Source organism: Thioalkalicoccus limnaeus, from assembly GCF_041197575.1.
GTDB classification, from domain to species: domain Bacteria; phylum Pseudomonadota; class Gammaproteobacteria; order Chromatiales; family Chromatiaceae; genus Thioalkalicoccus; species Thioalkalicoccus limnaeus.
Genome location: NZ_JBDKXB010000006.1, coordinates 1 through 15,755 on the forward strand (window position 1 = coordinate 1; position 15,755 = coordinate 15,755).

The following is a 15,755-nucleotide window of genomic DNA, read 5'->3' on the forward strand; positions in this document are numbered from 1 at the left end:
CGACACCAACAGCCGAGCCGTTACCGACATGACGATGTCCGCCCCCCCCAGATCCGACAAACCAGGAGCGGCCGCAAGCGACCGCGACACGGGTTACGAGCCGGAGATCATCGCGGCCGCCAAATCGTTGCAGGCGGATCCGGCGGATCTGCGGCATCTGCTGCGCTTCATCGAGACCAAACAAGTTACACGCGAGCAGGTGCCGGACCTGCTCCGGCAGGGCCATGCGCGGCTCGGCGCGCTGCGTCAAGAAGGCGCGGACCTCGCCGACATCGCCGCACGGGTACCGCCGGCGGCGGCGCCGATCGAGCAGGCCGCGCAGGCGTTGCAAAGTGGCGCGGCGCTGTCGGTCGATCACGCCTTCGAGGCCTACGAGCAGGCGTTCCAGCGCTGTGTCCAAGGCCAGGGTTCGCGCGAGGATAGGGATAACTCGAAAACAAGCGGTACAGCTCGGCCCCCGATGTCGGGTTACGCTGCGCTAACCCGACCTACGAGTGCTCCGCGCGAAGGTTCTCGGATGGCCTTGTCGCGACCGTCGGCGAGAGGGATCTCGCCGTCGAGCCTACAGGGAGGTATTCACGGCGTGTCGCAGCAAGGCCATGCGAGGACCGAGCAACCCCCGCAGCCCGATGAAGCTGCGCTAACCCGACCTACGGAAGCACCGGGTGTGGCTCGCCCGATCGATAGGGCCCGGATCCGCGCCAGCCAGGCCCAGATCGCCGCGATCCGGCTCGAGCATCGGCGCGCCGCCGAGCTGTTCGCCGAGGCCGCGGCAATGGCCGGCCTCGACGCGCCGACGCAATGGCGGTACCAGACCGAGCGCGCGCTGATTCTGGAAGCGCTCGGCCGCGACCTCGTCGACAGCCCGGCCATCGAAGAGGCGATCGACCTCTACGAGAACAAGATCCTCGCGCTTGTGCCCCGCGACACCCGGCCCGACGATTGGGCCACGACCCAAAACCACCTCGGCACGGCGCTCGGGCTGCTCGGCCGGCGCCAATCCGGCACCGCGTTGCTCGAGCGCTCGGTGGCCGCCTTCGAGCAGGCGCTGGCCGCATATCATCGCGAGCGCGCGCCGCTCGAATGGGCCGCCGCGCAGAACAATCTCGGCAACGCCCTCGGAATCCTCGGACAACGCCGACACGACATCGAGATGCTGGAGCGCGCGGCCGCAGCGTTCGAGCAAGCACTCGAAGAACGCACCCGCGAACGCGCACCGCGCGACTGGGCCATGACCCAGAACAACCTCGGCGCCGTGCTGCAGGCGCTCGGGCAGCGCAAGAAGGAGCCGGCGTCGCTGCAACGGGCTATCGACGCCTACAAGGCGGCGCTAGAGGAATGGACGCGCGCGCGCGCGCCGCAGGACTGGGCAACGACGCTCGATAACATCGGCACCGCGCTGCGCTTGCTCGGCGAGCATGGCGAAGACCCGCGGGCGCTGGAACAGTCCGTCGCGGCCTACCGCAACGCACTGACCGAACGGACCCGCGAACGCGCGCCGCAGGACTGGGCGATGACCCAGAACAACCTCGGCGCCGCGCTGCACAAGCTCGGCGAACGCCAGGACACCCCGGCCGCTGTCGCCCAGGCGATCGAGGCCTACGAAAAGGCCCTCGAGGAATGGACCCGCGAACGGATGCCATTCGTCTGGGCCATGACCAAAGCCAACCTCGGGGCCGCGCGCAAACTTCTTGCCCGACACACGCGCGACGCCGACATCGCCCGTCTCGCCGTTGCCGACTTCGACGCCGTCCGCGACTTCTTCCGCCACGCGAGCCACGCCCAATATTACGAGCTCGCCGAAGAACAGCTCGCCCAGGCGCTGACCCTGCTCGACGAGTTGCTAGACGGTTGATGCCCGCGCGACGGGCCTCGCTCACCCGTTCTTCTGCAAGGCCAGCGCGTTGATGCAATAGCGCAGGCCGGTCGGCTCCGGGCCATCGGGGAAGACATGCCCGAGATGGGCTCCACAAGTGCGACACAGGGTCTCGACCCGCGTCATCCCGAATCCGTGATCGGCGCGATAGGCGATCGCGTCCTCGGTGACCGGCTGCGAGAAGGACGGCCAGCCGGTGCCCGAGTCGAACTTGTCGTCGGCCTCGAACAAGGGCGTGCCGCAGCCGACACAGGCGTAACGCCCCGGCTCCACCGACTGACACATCGCCGAGCTGAACGGCCGTTCGGTACCCTGCTCGCGGGTGATGCGATACTGCTCCGGCGTCAAGTGCGCGCGCCACTCGGCATCGGTCCTTGTCAGGATGGGCTCCGGAAGCGGCTGTTCGGTCAACCGTAGGACTGCTCGCCAAGTCAACATGATGGGTTCCTCGCTTAGATCAGCGTCTCCTCAGAGCTCCCGCGTAGCCAGGAAACGGACCTCTGGCCAGCGTTCCTCGGTGAGCGCCAGGTTGGCCCGCGTCGGGGCCAGGTAGACGAGCTGTTCATCGCCGTCGAGCGCGAGATTCTCGTAGGCCTTTTCCTTGAATTGCGCAAGGCGCTTGTCGTCGTCGCAGACGACCCAACGGGCCGTGTAGACGCCAACCGGTTCGACGATCGCCTCGACGCCGTATTCGTCCTTGAGCCGGTAGGCCGCTACATCGAACTGAAGCACGCCGACGGCCCCGAGGATCAGGTCGTTGTTCTTCAGCGGCCGAAAGACCTGGGTCGCCCCCTCCTCGCTCAGCTGGACGACCCCCTTTTGCAGCGCCTTCATCCGCAGCGGGTCCTTGAGCACGACGCGGCGGAAGAGCTCCGGCGCAAAATACGGGATGCCCTCGTACTTGAAGTCCTCGCCCTCGGTGAAGGTGTCACCGATCTGGATGGTGCCGTGGTTGTGCAAGCCGATGATATCGCCGGGCCAAGCCTCATCGACATGGCGGCGCTCATCGGCCTGGAAGGTGATCGCGTTGGCCACCTGCACCGTCTTGCCGAGCCGCACGTGGCGCATCTTCATGCCCTTGGTGTAGGACCCTGAACAGACCCGCAGGAAGGCGACCCGATCACGGTGCGCGGGGTCCATGTTGGCCTGGATCTTGAATACGAACCCGGAGAAACGCGCTTCGTCCGGCGCGACGACCCGCTGTTGCGTGGCCCGCGGTCGCGGCGGCGGGGCATAGTCGACGAAGGCGTCGAGCAGCTCCTTGACCCCGAAGTTGTTGATCGCCGAGCCGAAGAAGACCGGCGTCTGGCGGCCGGCACGGTAGGCATCGAGATCGAGCGGGTGGCTCGCACCTTCGACCAACTCGAGTTCGGCGCGCAGTTCCTCGGCCTGATCGCCAAGCAACTCGTCGAGCCGCGGGTTATCGAGACCCTCGATCACCTCGCCGGTTTGGATCCGACCGCCATGCTGGGCGCTGAACAGGTGTGTCTTGCCGGTGCGCAGATCATAGACCCCCTTGAAGCGTTGGCCCATGCCGATCGGCCAGGTCACTGGCGCACATTGGATACGCAGGACCTCCTCGATCTCGTCGAGGATCTCGATCGCGTCGCGCCCTTCGCGGTCGAGCTTGTTGACGAAGGTCAGGATCGGCGTATCCCGCAGGCGGCACACATCCATCAGCTTGATCGTCCGGTCCTCGACGCCCTTGGCCGCATCGATCACCATCAAGGCCGAGTCGACGGCCGTCAGCGTCCGATAGGTGTCCTCCGAGAAATCCTCGTGGCCCGGCGTGTCGAGCAGGTTCACGATGGCATCGCCATAAGGAAACTGCATGACCGACGAGGTCACCGAGATCCCGCGCTGCTTTTCGAGCTCCATCCAGTCCGAGGTCGCGTGGCGCGCCGCCTTGCGACCCTTGACGGTCCCGGCCATCTGGATGGCGCCGCCGAACAACAAGAGCTTTTCGGTCAGGGTCGTCTTGCCGGCGTCCGGGTGCGAGATGATCGCAAAGGTGCGACGCCTGTTCAGTTGTTCGTTGAGCTGGGTCATCTAGGAGGCCATCGCCAAGGAAAAACCGGATATGTTAACGCTTAAGGAGACGCTGATCTATTGACCGTCTTGGCCAAAGATCGGCACGGAAATCGACAGCGCGGCTTCCGACTTCTGTCTTGTTCCATCGCTGGTCGCGACCGAACACGTTGGAATTCCTGGCCCGCGCGGGAAGCGCTACGTTCTTCAGCACCGCCCTGACCATCCGGGCTGGGGCGACGGGTTTTCCTGTCAGCGCGTCAACAGCCGCAGCTCGCTTCGTTCATCATCGATGGTCAAACGGTAACGGCCAAGCACGTTCATACCCAATAGGGCGTGGCCCCCGAGACGCTCGTCATCGATGAAGGCGACATCGACATCGGCCACCCGTTTCTGGTCGAGCCAGATCCCGGACAACTGCCCGAGCCGGGCCAGGGTCCGGCCATTCGCGGTCTGAACCTCGCGATCCTCGAGCTGTGCCGGATCGAGCCCCAGCCTCGGCAGCAAGGAGGTCGGCAATACGACAAGCTCGGCCCCGGTATCGATCACCATCGCCTGTTGGACCCGCTGCCCACCGGTCCCTTCCAAGGCGACGACCACGGCATGCTGAGCACCGTGGCGGGTCGTCGCCAGGACGATGTCACCGATGTCACCGCCCTGCGCGGCGTCACCCGTGCTTGGCCGACCCGCGCCCGGCGGGGGTTCCGGCGGAGTCCACGGTGATTTCGCCCCGAGGATGATCAGCCGCGTGACGGCGCCGCCAGGGCCTGCAACCATGACGTAATCGTACTCCTCGAGGAGGGTCCGCAGGCGGCGTTGAAGATTCGCGTCCTCGACGCGCCCCCAGGCCCCTGCGGTATGAGACAGCCCGGTCACCGAGAAACCGTACTGACTCGCCAGCCGTTCGACCTCGTCGATGACCGGGACGCGATTCGCCGCGCGGGCATCGAGGAGGCCGAACCCAACCAAGGCACAAAGGCCCAGGATCGCACCACGGCCTGCACTGGACATATCGAGTCGCCTCCGGCTTTCTGGCACTTGGCCCATTAGGGAAGCGCCGAACGATTCAGCGCTTGCCGTGCGGGGCAGGAGCCCCGCCGTGTTCCGTCGCGATAAGGTGCGGCTTCAGCTGATGATTGCGGCTGAAGCCGCACCTACACCGATTCGCCTGCATCAGCCCCCGGCCGCCCCGGCGGGCAAACGCAGCGGACAGGTCGTTCGATCGTAGCGGTCGCCGAGCCGATCCCACGCATACTCCAACGCATGGATCACACGGGCAAAGAAATGATCCTCGCCCATGACCCGGATCAAGCCGGTTCGGCGAATCGTGTCCATGAATTGCTTCTTCATCCGCGCCACCAGCAATTCGATCCCCTGCGCCCGCAGCCGCTCGGCCAGGTGATGCAAGACCTCCTCGCCGGTCGCATCCAGCTCATGGATTCCCGCGCCGTCGAGGATGATGAACTCGAGCTCCGGGTTATCGGCGACGACGCCAAGGATCCGGGTCTCGAAATAACCGGCATTCGCGAAGTAGAGGGGCCCATCGAAGCGCACCACGGCAATCTTCGGACTGGTGGGCAAGGGATGGACTCGGACATCGCGCAGGGTGCCGTCGGAAAAACGCGACAACACCGCAAAACGCGGGCGCATACTGCGCGCCAGAAACAGGACCAACGACAACCCGACACCAGCGAGGATACCCTTGTCGAGATCAGGTGCCCAGAGCAGCGTCAGCGCGAAGGTCGTGACGGCGATGATCCCATCGGTCCGTACCGCCTTCCAGGCATGGATCACCGGCTGGATCTTGATCAGGTTGACGACGGCCATGATGATGACGGCGGCGAGCGTCGCCTGCGGCAGATGGAACAGCAACGGCGTCAACCAGAGCAAGGACGCGGCGACCACGAGACCCGTGACCACGGAGGCGAATCCGGTCACGGCCCCGGCGTTGATGTTGACCGCCGAGCGCGAAAAAGACCCCGACACCGGATAGCCGGAAAAACTCCCAGCCGTCAGATTGGCCAAGCCCTGGCCGACCAACTCCTGATTCGCGTCCAAGCGTTGGCGTGTCCGCGCGGCCATCGCCTTGGCAATCGACATGGCCTCCATGAACCCGACCAGCGAGATGGTCACCGCCGCCGTCATCAGGTGAACGATCGCGGACCAGTCGAAGACCGGCGCCACGAAGCTCGGCAGGCCGGCCGGGATATCACCGACGACGGCCCCACCGGCGGCTTGAAAGCCGGTGAAGTAGGACAACAGGGTGGTGACCACGACGGCTACGAGCACGGCCGGAACCTGGGGCGCGACCTGACGGAGGCCGAGCATGATAGCGAAGGCCAAGAGCCCCATCCACAAGGTCGGCACATGGGTCGAGGTGATGACGGCCTGGATCGTGTACCACAGCGTCTCGTAATGGTGCTCGGCCATCGGCACGCTGACGCCGAACAGCTTCCCGATCTGCGACGTCGCGATGATCAGGGCCGCCGCGTTCGTGAACCCGATCACGACCGGATGGGCGAGAAAATCGACGAGGATCCCGAACCGCAACAGACCGAGCATCAACTGAAACAGCCCCACCATCAACGCCAACAGCAGCGCGTAGGCCAGATAGCCTTCCGGGTTGGCGGTCGCGAGCGGCCCGAGCGCCGCCGCCGTCATCAAAGAGACAACGGCCACCGGCCCCGTCGCCAATTGCCGCGACGACCCGAACAAGGCGGCGACGATCGGCGGCAGGAAGGCGGCATAGAGCCCGTAGTGCACGGGGAGCCCGGCTAGCTGCGCGTAGGCCATCGACTGCGGGACCAACACCAGAGCGACGGTGATGCCAGCGATCAGGTCGGCTCGCAGCGTGCGCGTGTTCTTGAGCTCACCGATCCAGCCGAGGAACGGGAACAGCCGCCCGAGCCGTTGTCGGTTGATGATGGGATTGTCACGCACGGGTCGCTCTCCTCAGAGAAGAATCGCAGAAATAAACAAAATCGAATCGGTTAATATTAAAATACGGTTAAATGCTTTGGTAGACTGGACGCAGGCGATCGTCCGAGCCGCATCCCGGAAAGCCAAGGCGTGATCGTGATAGGATCGTAAATGGGCTGGTGACCGGGACTCAACCGGACCACATCCATAGATCCCCACCGCATTCCAGCATTGGGCTAGGGCGGCAGGCGCCGTTTCAGCCGACCAGTCGGATTGGCAATTGCAGGTATTTTCGATGTTGCATGTGATACGCGACCGGTCGGGACGCGACTTGCTCGTCGCCATCCTGTTCGCCGGCGCCGCGCTGTACCTCGGAACTCTGGTACCGACACCGGAGATCGCCTGGGTCCTGGCCTTCCTGCTGTTGACGATCTTCCTGTTCGCTTTCGAGATCGTGCCGATCGATGTCGCCGCGATCTCCGTCATGGTGCTCCTCGGTCTGACCGGACTGGTTGCGCCGCTGATGGGGATCGAGCAGGGACTGGTCCCACCGGAGCATCTGTTCGACGGCTTCGCGAGCAATGCCGTGGTCTCGATCATCGCCGTCATGATCATCGGGGCCGGCCTCGATCGCACCGGCCTGATGTCGCGGGTCGCCGCGGCCATCATGCGCGTCGGCGGGACCACCGAGCAACGGATCATCCCGCTGGTCTCCGGCACGGTGGCCGGGATCTCCAGCTTCATGCAGAACGTCGGCGCGGCCGCGCTCTTTCTGCCCGTGGTCAGCCGCATCGCCGCCCGCACCGGGTTGCCGATGTCGCGACTGCTGATGCCGATGGGCTTCTGCGCGATCCTCGGCGGTACCATGACGATGGTCGGATCGAGCCCCTTGATCCTCCTCAACGACCTGATTCAGACCTCGAACCGGTCGCTGCCGGACGATGTCGCGCCGATGGCGACCTTCAACCTGTTCGACGTGACCCCGGTCGGCTTGGCCTTGGTCGCCGCGGGCATCCTCTACTTCGTGATCGCCGGGCGCTTCGTGTTGCCGTCGCGCGGTACCGACAAGCTCGAGGGTAGCGACGCGACGCGCTATTTCGCGGAGCACTACGGGCTGTCCGGCTTCACGATCAACGAGGTTCGTGTGCTCGCCGAATCGCCGCTGATCGGCCTCGGCGTCGACGAGATCGAACAGACCTGGCGAGTGCGAGTCGTCGGCGTCGACAAGGGTGACGGCTTGCGGGTCGGCGCCGACGGAGTGGATCGCACCCTGGGCGTCGAACCCGGCTCGACCCTGGTGCTCTTGAGCGCACCCGCGCCCTTCAAGCGTTTCGCCGCCGCCAACCAGGCGCAAATCAAGCCACAACTGGATACGTTCGCCGAGGTCCTGGCGCCGACCAAGGCCGGGATCGCCGAGATCGTGATCCCGCCCGGCTCGTCGCTGGTCGGCAAGACGGCTCGCGACATCTGGATGCGCAAGACCTATGGGCTATCGCTGCTGGCGATCCATCGCGGCGACGACATCATCAACTTCGAGACCGGTGGTGTGCGCAACACGCCGTTTCGCCCCGGCGATGCCTTGGTCGTGCACACCACTTGGGTCGATCTGGCCCGGCTCGAGCGCAATCGCGATTTCGTCATCGTCACCACCGAGTACCCGCATGAGGAGCTGCGCCCGAACAAGGTGCCCCATGCGCTCTTCTTCTTCGCGGTGACGCTGGCCTTGGTGCTCTTCACGGACCTGATGTTGTCCGTGGCCTTGCTGGTCGGCGCGATTGGCATGATCCTCTCCCGGGTCCTATCGATCGAAGAGGCCTACCAGGCGGTCAGCTGGAAGACCGTGTTCCTGCTCGCGTCGCTGATCCCGCTCGGTCTCGCGGTCGAAAACTCGGGCACGGCGCGCTGGATCGCCGAACAGACGCTGGTATGGTTGGGCGATCAACCGATCTGGATCATCCAGGCGGCGCTGGCGATCCTCGCGACCTTCTTCACGCTGGTGATGTCGAATGTCGGCGCGACCGTGCTGTTGGTCCCGCTGGCCGTCAACATCGCGCTCGGCGTCGGGGCCGACCCGGCGCTGTTCGCGCTGACCGTCGCAATCGCCACCTCGAACTCCTTCCTGATCCCGACCCATCAGGTCAATGCGCTAATCATGGGACCAGGCGGCTACCGAGTCCCGGATTACCTGCGCGCCGGCGGCATCATGACGATCCTGTTTCTCGTCGTGGCGCTGTCCGTGCTGAACCTGATCTTTTGACGCAGGTTCGAAGGAGCGCGCCGGCATCGAGAGGCATCAAACCTCCTGAAGTGCGCACCGATCGGCCCATGAAGCTCTGCCGTCCTTCGAGGCAAATCCCGGGGTCGCGCCATACGCGGCACCTCGTAAACCGGGATCCCGACCGTCAGCGCGTCATACCGGAACTCTAGCCCGGACCCAGATCCCGGAACGAGTCCGGAACCAGCCCGTGATCCAGGCCCGACACGAAATATCGGAGCGTATTCGGACGCCGGTGGTACAGGTAGCGCTCAAACTCGGCCGTATTCGTGACATAAGGCCGCACCGGACCATAATAATCGACCTCCGGCCCGGCTGGGATGAAGCGAAAACCGATCCGCTTCAACATAAGGTGCAGGCCCCGCTCCATGGCAACCATCCAGTGCGTGATCGCGCGCCGCTTGGTCTCCTGATAGATCAAGCGCGACGCCCCAAGCAAGATCTCCGGACCGTCTCCGGGCTGCAGACTGAAATCCCGGCCATCGTGCCTCGGGTCTTCTGGCCTCCTCGGGGGGCCGCCATACTCGCTGTCGCCCTCGCGTTGCCGAAAGGTCTTCGAGACGGCCAGTCGGGATATCTCGGCAAACTTGGCCAGCGCCGGATGTCGCGGGTCGTTCAGGAACTCGTACTCGCCGGAAAACGTGCAATACCGCATCAACGGGAATCCCAGTGGCGACGGCAGAACGAGGCGCGCCGTGCCCGCCGGGTGGCCCGACCGATGCGTGGCGAGAATATGGATCGAGTGGTCGTCGTATTCGTCGCGCTCGACCCCCCCTGGACAATGCGCGGCCGAGACAAAACCGCGTTCGACGCAGTAGACCTGGTAGCGCATCCGATACACGGCCTCCAACTCGGAGGAGTCCCGCGCGAGAAAGTACACAAAGAAACCATCCGTCTGCTCGCCGACCCGAGCGGGCGCATCAACGGCGATACTATCCAGACTCATATCGGCCTGCCTTGATTCTGCGATCTCGAGGATCCCTCGGGCTGGACAACTCCCTTTCAGAGCTACTGGCAGTCATTTCAAAATCCAAAGCGACGGGAAGGAGGCTCGATTGCCCAACGGCCCGGGCAACGGGGCTACAGATACCAGTGGCCGAGAAACGAGGATCAGCCCATGAGACACTCACCACGGACGCTCCTCGGAGCGAGCGGCGCAGCTGGTCTTCCAGGCCGACGCTGATACCTCGTAAAGTGTAGGTTAACACGCCTCACGGGGCTCCCTCCAACCAGGTTCAGCCTCTTCCGTCCGCCGGTGAGGCCGAGAGATCGATCCCAGGTCCGGCCAGCACTGTCGGCAGGTCCATCACGAGCAGGTGCGGCGCCGGCGTCACCGGCTCGCCAGCGAGTAGGCGCACGACCAGGGTCGCGGCCAACGCGCCGACCGCGGCGGCACCGGGTGCGACCTGCGAGGCTGGGCAGGGGGCGCCGTCCGCCATCACCGTCAACGCTTGGGCGACGACCTCGACCACCCGCGGGTCGAGCCGATCGGCGAGCCGCTGCACCAGGGGCGCGAACGCGGCGGCATAAGAGACGTCGTCCACTGCGGCCTGGTCGGCAATCCCGAACACCCGGCGGAAAGGCCAGTCGCTATCCGGCGGAAAATAGATGCAACCAGCCCCCCACCCCACCGCCAGCGCGGTGATCGCAGGCTTGTGCAGGCTCCGACAAGTGTCATGCAGCCCGATGATGGCAGCCAGGTCGAGAAAATCGATCGTATCGAACACCAGGTCTGCGGCAGCGACCAGCTCCTGGGTGTTCGCCGCCCCGAGATTGGCCGCGACCTCACGGATCTTCACCTCGGGATTGATGGCGCGCAGCCGGTCGGCCAGCGCGCTGACCTTCGGTCGCCCGACATCGGCGGTGGCGAAGGCCTGACGATTCAGATTATGGCTGTCGACGACATCACCGTCAGCCAAGGTGAGGTGCTCGAACCCGAGCCGCACCGCCGTCTCGGCAAAGGTGCTGCCGATGCCGCAGCCGGCAACCAGCAGATGCGTGGTGCGAATACGATGCTGAACCGCAGGCGGAACATAACCGGTGTTCCGGCGGGTCAAAGTCTGGTAGTGTTCCATGGGGACTGTCGAGTTCTTGATTTTCGGCTATTGATCCATGACCGCGAGTGAGTGTACGGCTCGGCGAGGCTCCCGGACTCGTATCCGCGACACTGCGACCGTTGCGGCCCCATTCTACTCAGGTTCCCGCACCGAGGAGAATACTGCCCCAGTTTGCTACCCATCGTCGCATCAGGGCCACCTGGGCAGCGTGACAGACCTCTATCATCGTCGACCTCCTCGACGAAGAGGCCCAGCTTCAAGTCATCGGCTCCGCCGGGCGCGTCGCGCGCCGCTTCCTGGTCTTAAGCGGCCTCACGTCCTTATTGTGGTTCATTCCTGAATCGGAAATAACGAGTTCCACCGAAGTTTCATAGATCACGGACCTTGTGTTGTGCATTCGGGTCCGTTTAGACTCAAGCGACCCGTGTTCGGACCTTTGCGTGGCGCTGTTGGCCGAGTGAACCCCCCTCGCCGGACAATTGACCAGGATCGTTGGGATCGCGCCATGGGGCGGAGTCTCAAGGCATTGACGCTGCTAATCCTGTCTCTCGTGTCCCCAAGCGGGTCAACGCAGGTTTTCCTGATCGCTCACGAGAGCGCCGAGATCGCAAGCCTCACACGCAACGAGGCGAGACTGTTCTTCACGATGCGGCTCAAGAACTGGCCGAACGGGACCCTGACCAAGGTCTATGTCCTGAACGACAATCACGAGTTACATCGTCGTTTCGCCAACGAGATCCTGGGCCTTTACCCCTATCAGCTTCGGCGGGTCTGGGATCGTCAACTCTTCTCCGGGACCGGTCAGATCCCGATCACGGTCACGAACGAACAGGAAATGCTCGACCGCCTCCAGTCCACGCCCGGGGCCGTGGGCTACCTGAGTCATAAGATCGAACATTCGGCCCTTCGAGTGATTGAGGTGCAGTAAGCATAATGAGCCGCCGCGTTTTGACCATCGGCCTTGCCATTGGCCTCACCCCGCCGCTGACCCACGCCTTCGAGCTCGCGGATGGCCGTTTGCACATTCATGGATTCGCCAGTCAAACCGTGGTGCACAGCTCCGCGAACCGCTATTTCGGCAACAGCCCAAGCACTTCGTTCGATTTCACCGAACTGGGCCTCAACGCCTCCTATCAGATCGACCCGCGTCTCCTCCTAGGCGGCCAGGTCTTGTCCCGCCGCGCCGGCGAGATGTACGACGGCACCCCGTCGCTCGACTATGCCTTGATCGATTTCACGCCGATCGCTGATGCCGAACGGCGCGCCGGGTTACGGATCGGACGGATCAAGAATCCGATCGGGCTCTACAACGAGACCCGGGACGTCCCGTTCACGCGGCCGGGGATCTTCCTGCCACAGGCCATCTACTTCGACAAGATCCGCAACCTGCTCCTGTCATACGACGGCCTGATGTTCTACGGCGATCTGTTCAAAGACAACGGCAACCTGTCGCTCGCGCTCGGCGCCGGGCGCTCGGTGATCGACGAGAATGTCGAGTGGATCCTTTTCGGCACCGACTTCGACGGGGACCTGAAGGCGGAGGGCCCGAACTGGACGATCGGCAGCCTCTGGTATGCGACACCAGCCGAGACGTTCAAGATCGGCCTAAGTGCCTTGATGACCGAGATGTCCTTCGATGCCGGGCCAGCCTCGCCGGTTGCGCCGGGCTCCATCGACATCTCCGATTGGGTACTATCCGTGCAGTACAACGCCGAGCGTTGGACGCTGTCAAGCGAGTACGCGCGCACCCCGACCAGATGGAAAGACTTTGGACCCTTCTTCCCGTTCGAAAAACAGACTGCCGAGAGCTACTATCTGCAGGGCGCCTATCGACTGCGACCGAACCTCGAGATCATGACACGCTACGAGGAAGGGTTCGCGGACCGCACGGATCGCAGCGGGCGCAATTCCTCAGACCTGACCGGCGGTCTGGTCCCGCCCTTCGACTTCTTTACGAAGATCTGGACCCTGGGGCTGCGTTGGGACATCAATCCGCATACGATGTTGCGCCTCGAGTACCAGCGCCACGACGGGACCTATGCGCTGTCGATCCGCGAGAATCCAGACCCGAATTCGCTGGTCCGGGAATGGGACGTCTTCGCCGCGTCGATCTCGTTCCGCTTCTAAGGCCACGGCGTGGACGGCCCCAGCCCAGGACCCGGATCATCCCGCTACCTGAGTCTGCGTTGGAAATCGCTGATCGCGCTCAGTTTGGCGCTGATCCTGGTCAATGCCTCGCTAGCCCTGATCGCGAATGCCCAGTTCGCGCGCCAGTTCGAGCTCCAGCAAGGGTACGTCCGCGACCAGCAGGCGCGCCAGCTTCGTGCGCTGGTCGACGAGCGGAATCTGGAGATGTCGAAACTAGCCAGCCTCGTCCCGCTTCTCGGAACCGACGAAGTCGTGACCCCCGACCTGCTGGAGCGGATCGCCCAAGCCCTCGACAGCCACAGCGCCCTGCTCGATCTCGAATGGGACATCCGCTCGGTGCATTGGCTCCTCGCCGACGGGACCGAAACACTGGGCTGGCCGGAGAATGCAGCGGCCCTTCCCGCAGCCTTGATCGAGGACCTGCGGCACAACCCGGAACAGGCCCTCGCGGCCTTGTATTGCGACCCCGAATGCCGCCAATACCGCGCCACTCCCCTGCTCGTGGATGGGACCTTTGCCGGTAACCTCGTCCTGGGCCGGTCGGTCGCCGATGCCTTGCTGACCTTCCAGGCTTTGACCGGCGCCGAGGTCGCCATGGCTTGGGATGACGAACACGCCGCCGCCCATCGAGCACCGACCAATGACCTCGTTCACCCGTCATTTCCGGCGATGACCTTTCCCGATCAGACGCTTCCGGTCCTTCAGGCGGCGATGCCGGCTCTGACCACAAACCTGGGCCGGCAACCGATGTTGGTCCAGCATCGCAACCGTTGGTTCGAGGTCTTTCGCGTGCCATCGCTCGCTGCCGGCATCGACGCCCTGGTCGTCAACGACGTCACCGCTCAGCGGGCTGCGATCAATGCCGCGACGCTCGGCAGCCTGCTGATCGGGTTGCTCGGCCTCCTCCTCTCCGGCGGATTGTTGCTGCTGATCATCAAGGGACCGCTTTATCGGCTGCGGGATCTGGCGACCGTCGTCCCGCTCTTGGCCGAGAACCGCTTCGAGGATCTTCGCAATCAACTACCGCAGCGTCACCATTACCTCAAGCTCGGCGATGAAATCGATCTGATGACGGAGACGATCGGCAATCTGACCGATCGCATGGAGGAACTTCAGAGCGATCGCGAACGCGCTGAGAGCCGCTTGGTTTGGCTGGCCGATCACGATCCTTTGACTCACCTGTTCAACCGGCGCCGCTTCAACAAGGAGTTTCAACGGATCCTCGATCAAGCCAGGCGCTTCGGGCACCAGGGTGCCTTGCTCTTCATCGATCTGGATCAGTTCAAGGATGTCAATGACCTGAGCGGCCACCCCATCGGCGACTCGCTCCTGCAACAGGTGGCGGCACAATTGCGCCTGATCACCGAAACCAGTGACCTGCTCGCGCGCCTCGGCGGCGATGAGTTCGCGCTGGCGCTGCCCGAGGCTACCGAGGCCGATGCTGTCGTCAGCGCCGAATCGATCCAGCGGGCGATTCGGGGGATCAGCGTGCAGGCCAGCAACCGCCGCCACCAGGTCTCGGCCAGTATCGGGATCTGTCTCTTTCCGACCCAGGGCACGGAGGCCAGTCAACTGATGGCGTACGCCGATCTGGCCATGTATCAGGCCAAGGAACGAGGCCGCGGCCGTTGGTATCTGTTCTCCCCTCACGACCTCGAACAGGAGCGACTCGACGCACGCGTCCTGATGCGCGATCAGATCACGCGAGCCTTGCAAGAGGACAGCTTCGTGCTGCATGCGCAACCGATCATCGAGATCGCGACCGGGCGTGTCAGGTACTTGGAGACGCTATTGCGGATGCGCGGCAAGACAGGAGAGGTCGCGAGCCCCAGTCAGTTCATTCCGATTGCCGAACGGGACGGGTTGATTCATGCGATCGATCGCTGGGTCATCGACTCGGCGCTCGCCTGTCTCGATCGGGAACCGGACCTGCGCTTGTCCGTCAACCTGTCAGCCAACGCACTCGACGATCCATCCCTGCTGGGCTTCTTGCAGGAACGGCTGGCCGGCCGCGGTATCGCCCCGGAACGACTCATGTTCGAACTGACCGAGACGGCCGCGATCAATAGCCTGGCGCACGCAGCGCGACTCATGCAAGGAATGAAAGCGCTCGGCTGCCGCTTCGCCCTCGATGATTTCGGGAGTGGCTACGCCTCCTACGCCTATCTGCGCAATTTGCCGGTCGATGTCATCAAGATCGATGGGGCCTTTATCCGCGACATCGCGACGAACCCGGGAGACCGGATCCTGGTCAAGGCCATCACCGACATGGCCCACGGGCTCGGCAAACGGGTCGTCGCCGAGTTCGTCGAGAACGCGGCGATCCTCGAGGTCTTGGCCGAGCTGGGCGTCGACGACGCGCAGGGGTACCACCTCGGGAAGCCGCAACCCTTTTATCCGACACAGCGTGTCCTCAACACCGTCACCGGATGATGCTCCGGCGGCACGAAAG

The 15,755-nt window shown here is 64.1% G+C and carries 11 protein-coding genes; 5 read left to right on the plus strand and 6 right to left on the minus strand.

The genetic code is table 11. The features are described from left to right. A partial coding sequence (locus ABC977_RS06635) for a tetratricopeptide repeat protein (protein ID WP_369666468.1) occupies positions 1 to 1,855 on the plus strand: 1,855 nt, incomplete at its 5' end. 21 nt (positions 1,856 to 1,876) lie between these two features. Here the strand turns inward: ABC977_RS06635 and msrB are convergent. The 4 genes from msrB to ABC977_RS06655 form a co-directional block, all read right to left on the minus strand. Then, complete coding sequence (msrB, locus tag ABC977_RS06640; protein ID WP_369666469.1) at positions 1,877 to 2,314, minus strand: peptide-methionine (R)-S-oxide reductase MsrB; 438 nt, start codon at positions 2,312 to 2,314, stop codon at positions 1,877 to 1,879. Between the two features lie 30 nt (positions 2,315 to 2,344). Next, positions 2,345 to 3,925 carry a peptide chain release factor 3 gene (locus ABC977_RS06645; RefSeq protein WP_369666470.1) on the minus strand — a complete coding sequence of 527 codons (1,581 nt, stop codon included), beginning with the start codon at positions 3,923 to 3,925 and terminating at the stop codon, positions 2,345 to 2,347. Positions 3,926 to 4,156: 231 nt separating this feature from the next. Continuing rightward, positions 4,157 to 4,915: a retropepsin-like aspartic protease family protein gene (locus tag ABC977_RS06650; protein WP_369666471.1), complete on the minus strand. Its 759-nt coding sequence runs from the start codon at positions 4,913 to 4,915 to the stop codon at positions 4,157 to 4,159. A 162-nt stretch (positions 4,916 to 5,077) separates the two neighbouring features. Then, positions 5,078 to 6,844 carry a SulP family inorganic anion transporter gene (locus ABC977_RS06655; RefSeq protein WP_439849170.1) on the minus strand — a complete coding sequence of 589 codons (1,767 nt, stop codon included), beginning with the start codon at positions 6,842 to 6,844 and terminating at the stop codon, positions 5,078 to 5,080. A 274-nt stretch (positions 6,845 to 7,118) separates the two neighbouring features. On the opposite strand from ABC977_RS06655, the gene ABC977_RS06660 reads away from it, so the two are divergent. Continuing rightward, positions 7,119 to 9,080 carry an SLC13 family permease gene (locus ABC977_RS06660; RefSeq protein WP_369666472.1) on the plus strand — a complete coding sequence of 654 codons (1,962 nt, stop codon included), beginning with the start codon at positions 7,119 to 7,121 and terminating at the stop codon, positions 9,078 to 9,080. A gap of 166 nt (positions 9,081 to 9,246) precedes the next feature. Here the strand turns inward: ABC977_RS06660 and ABC977_RS06665 are convergent, their stop codons facing one another. Continuing rightward, the gene (locus tag ABC977_RS06665) at positions 9,247 to 10,044 is read right to left on the minus strand and encodes a PEP-CTERM/exosortase system-associated acyltransferase (protein WP_369666473.1); all 798 of its coding nucleotides are present in this window, start codon (positions 10,042 to 10,044) and stop codon (positions 9,247 to 9,249) included. Between the two features lie 289 nt (positions 10,045 to 10,333). Beyond that, positions 10,334 to 11,173 carry a HesA/MoeB/ThiF family protein gene (locus ABC977_RS06670; RefSeq protein ID WP_369666474.1) on the minus strand — a complete coding sequence of 280 codons (840 nt, stop codon included), beginning with the start codon at positions 11,171 to 11,173 and terminating at the stop codon, positions 10,334 to 10,336. Positions 11,174 to 11,660: 487 nt separating this feature from the next. Between ABC977_RS06670 and ABC977_RS06675 the strand changes: the two genes are divergently transcribed. The 3 genes from ABC977_RS06675 to ABC977_RS06685 are packed head-to-tail and all read left to right on the plus strand — an operon-like array spanning position 11,661 to position 15,736. Next, positions 11,661 to 12,083, plus strand: coding sequence for a hypothetical protein (locus tag ABC977_RS06675; RefSeq protein WP_369666475.1), 423 nt, complete (start codon positions 11,661 to 11,663; stop codon positions 12,081 to 12,083). Positions 12,084 to 12,088: 5 nt separating this feature from the next. After that, entirely contained in the window at positions 12,089 to 13,282 is a 1,194-nt protein-coding gene (locus ABC977_RS06680; protein ID WP_369666476.1) for a putative porin, read from the plus strand. A gap of 9 nt (positions 13,283 to 13,291) precedes the next feature. After that, the gene (locus ABC977_RS06685; RefSeq protein WP_369666477.1) at positions 13,292 to 15,736 is read left to right on the plus strand and encodes a putative bifunctional diguanylate cyclase/phosphodiesterase; all 2,445 of its coding nucleotides are present in this window, start codon (positions 13,292 to 13,294) and stop codon (positions 15,734 to 15,736) included. The last annotated feature ends 19 nt before the right edge of the window (positions 15,737 to 15,755 follow it).

Excerpts from the sequence above, each read along its gene's own strand:
- msrB (WP_369666469.1), bottom strand. The coding sequence starts at position 2,314 with ATGTTGACTTGGCGAGCAGTCCTACGGTTGACCGAACAGCCGCTTCCG.
- ABC977_RS06645 (WP_369666470.1), bottom strand. The coding sequence starts at position 3,925 with ATGACCCAGCTCAACGAACAACTGAACAGGCGTCGCACCTTTGCGATC.
- ABC977_RS06650 (WP_369666471.1), bottom strand. The coding sequence starts at position 4,915 with ATGTCCAGTGCAGGCCGTGGTGCGATCCTGGGCCTTTGTGCCTTGGTT.
- ABC977_RS06660 (WP_369666472.1), top strand. The coding sequence starts at position 7,119 with ATGTTGCATGTGATACGCGACCGGTCGGGACGCGACTTGCTCGTCGCC.
- ABC977_RS06665 (WP_369666473.1), bottom strand. The coding sequence starts at position 10,044 with ATGAGTCTGGATAGTATCGCCGTTGATGCGCCCGCTCGGGTCGGCGAG.
- ABC977_RS06670 (WP_369666474.1), bottom strand. The coding sequence starts at position 11,173 with ATGGAACACTACCAGACTTTGACCCGCCGGAACACCGGTTATGTTCCG.
- ABC977_RS06675 (WP_369666475.1), top strand. The coding sequence starts at position 11,661 with ATGGGGCGGAGTCTCAAGGCATTGACGCTGCTAATCCTGTCTCTCGTG.
- ABC977_RS06680 (WP_369666476.1), top strand. The coding sequence starts at position 12,089 with ATGAGCCGCCGCGTTTTGACCATCGGCCTTGCCATTGGCCTCACCCCG.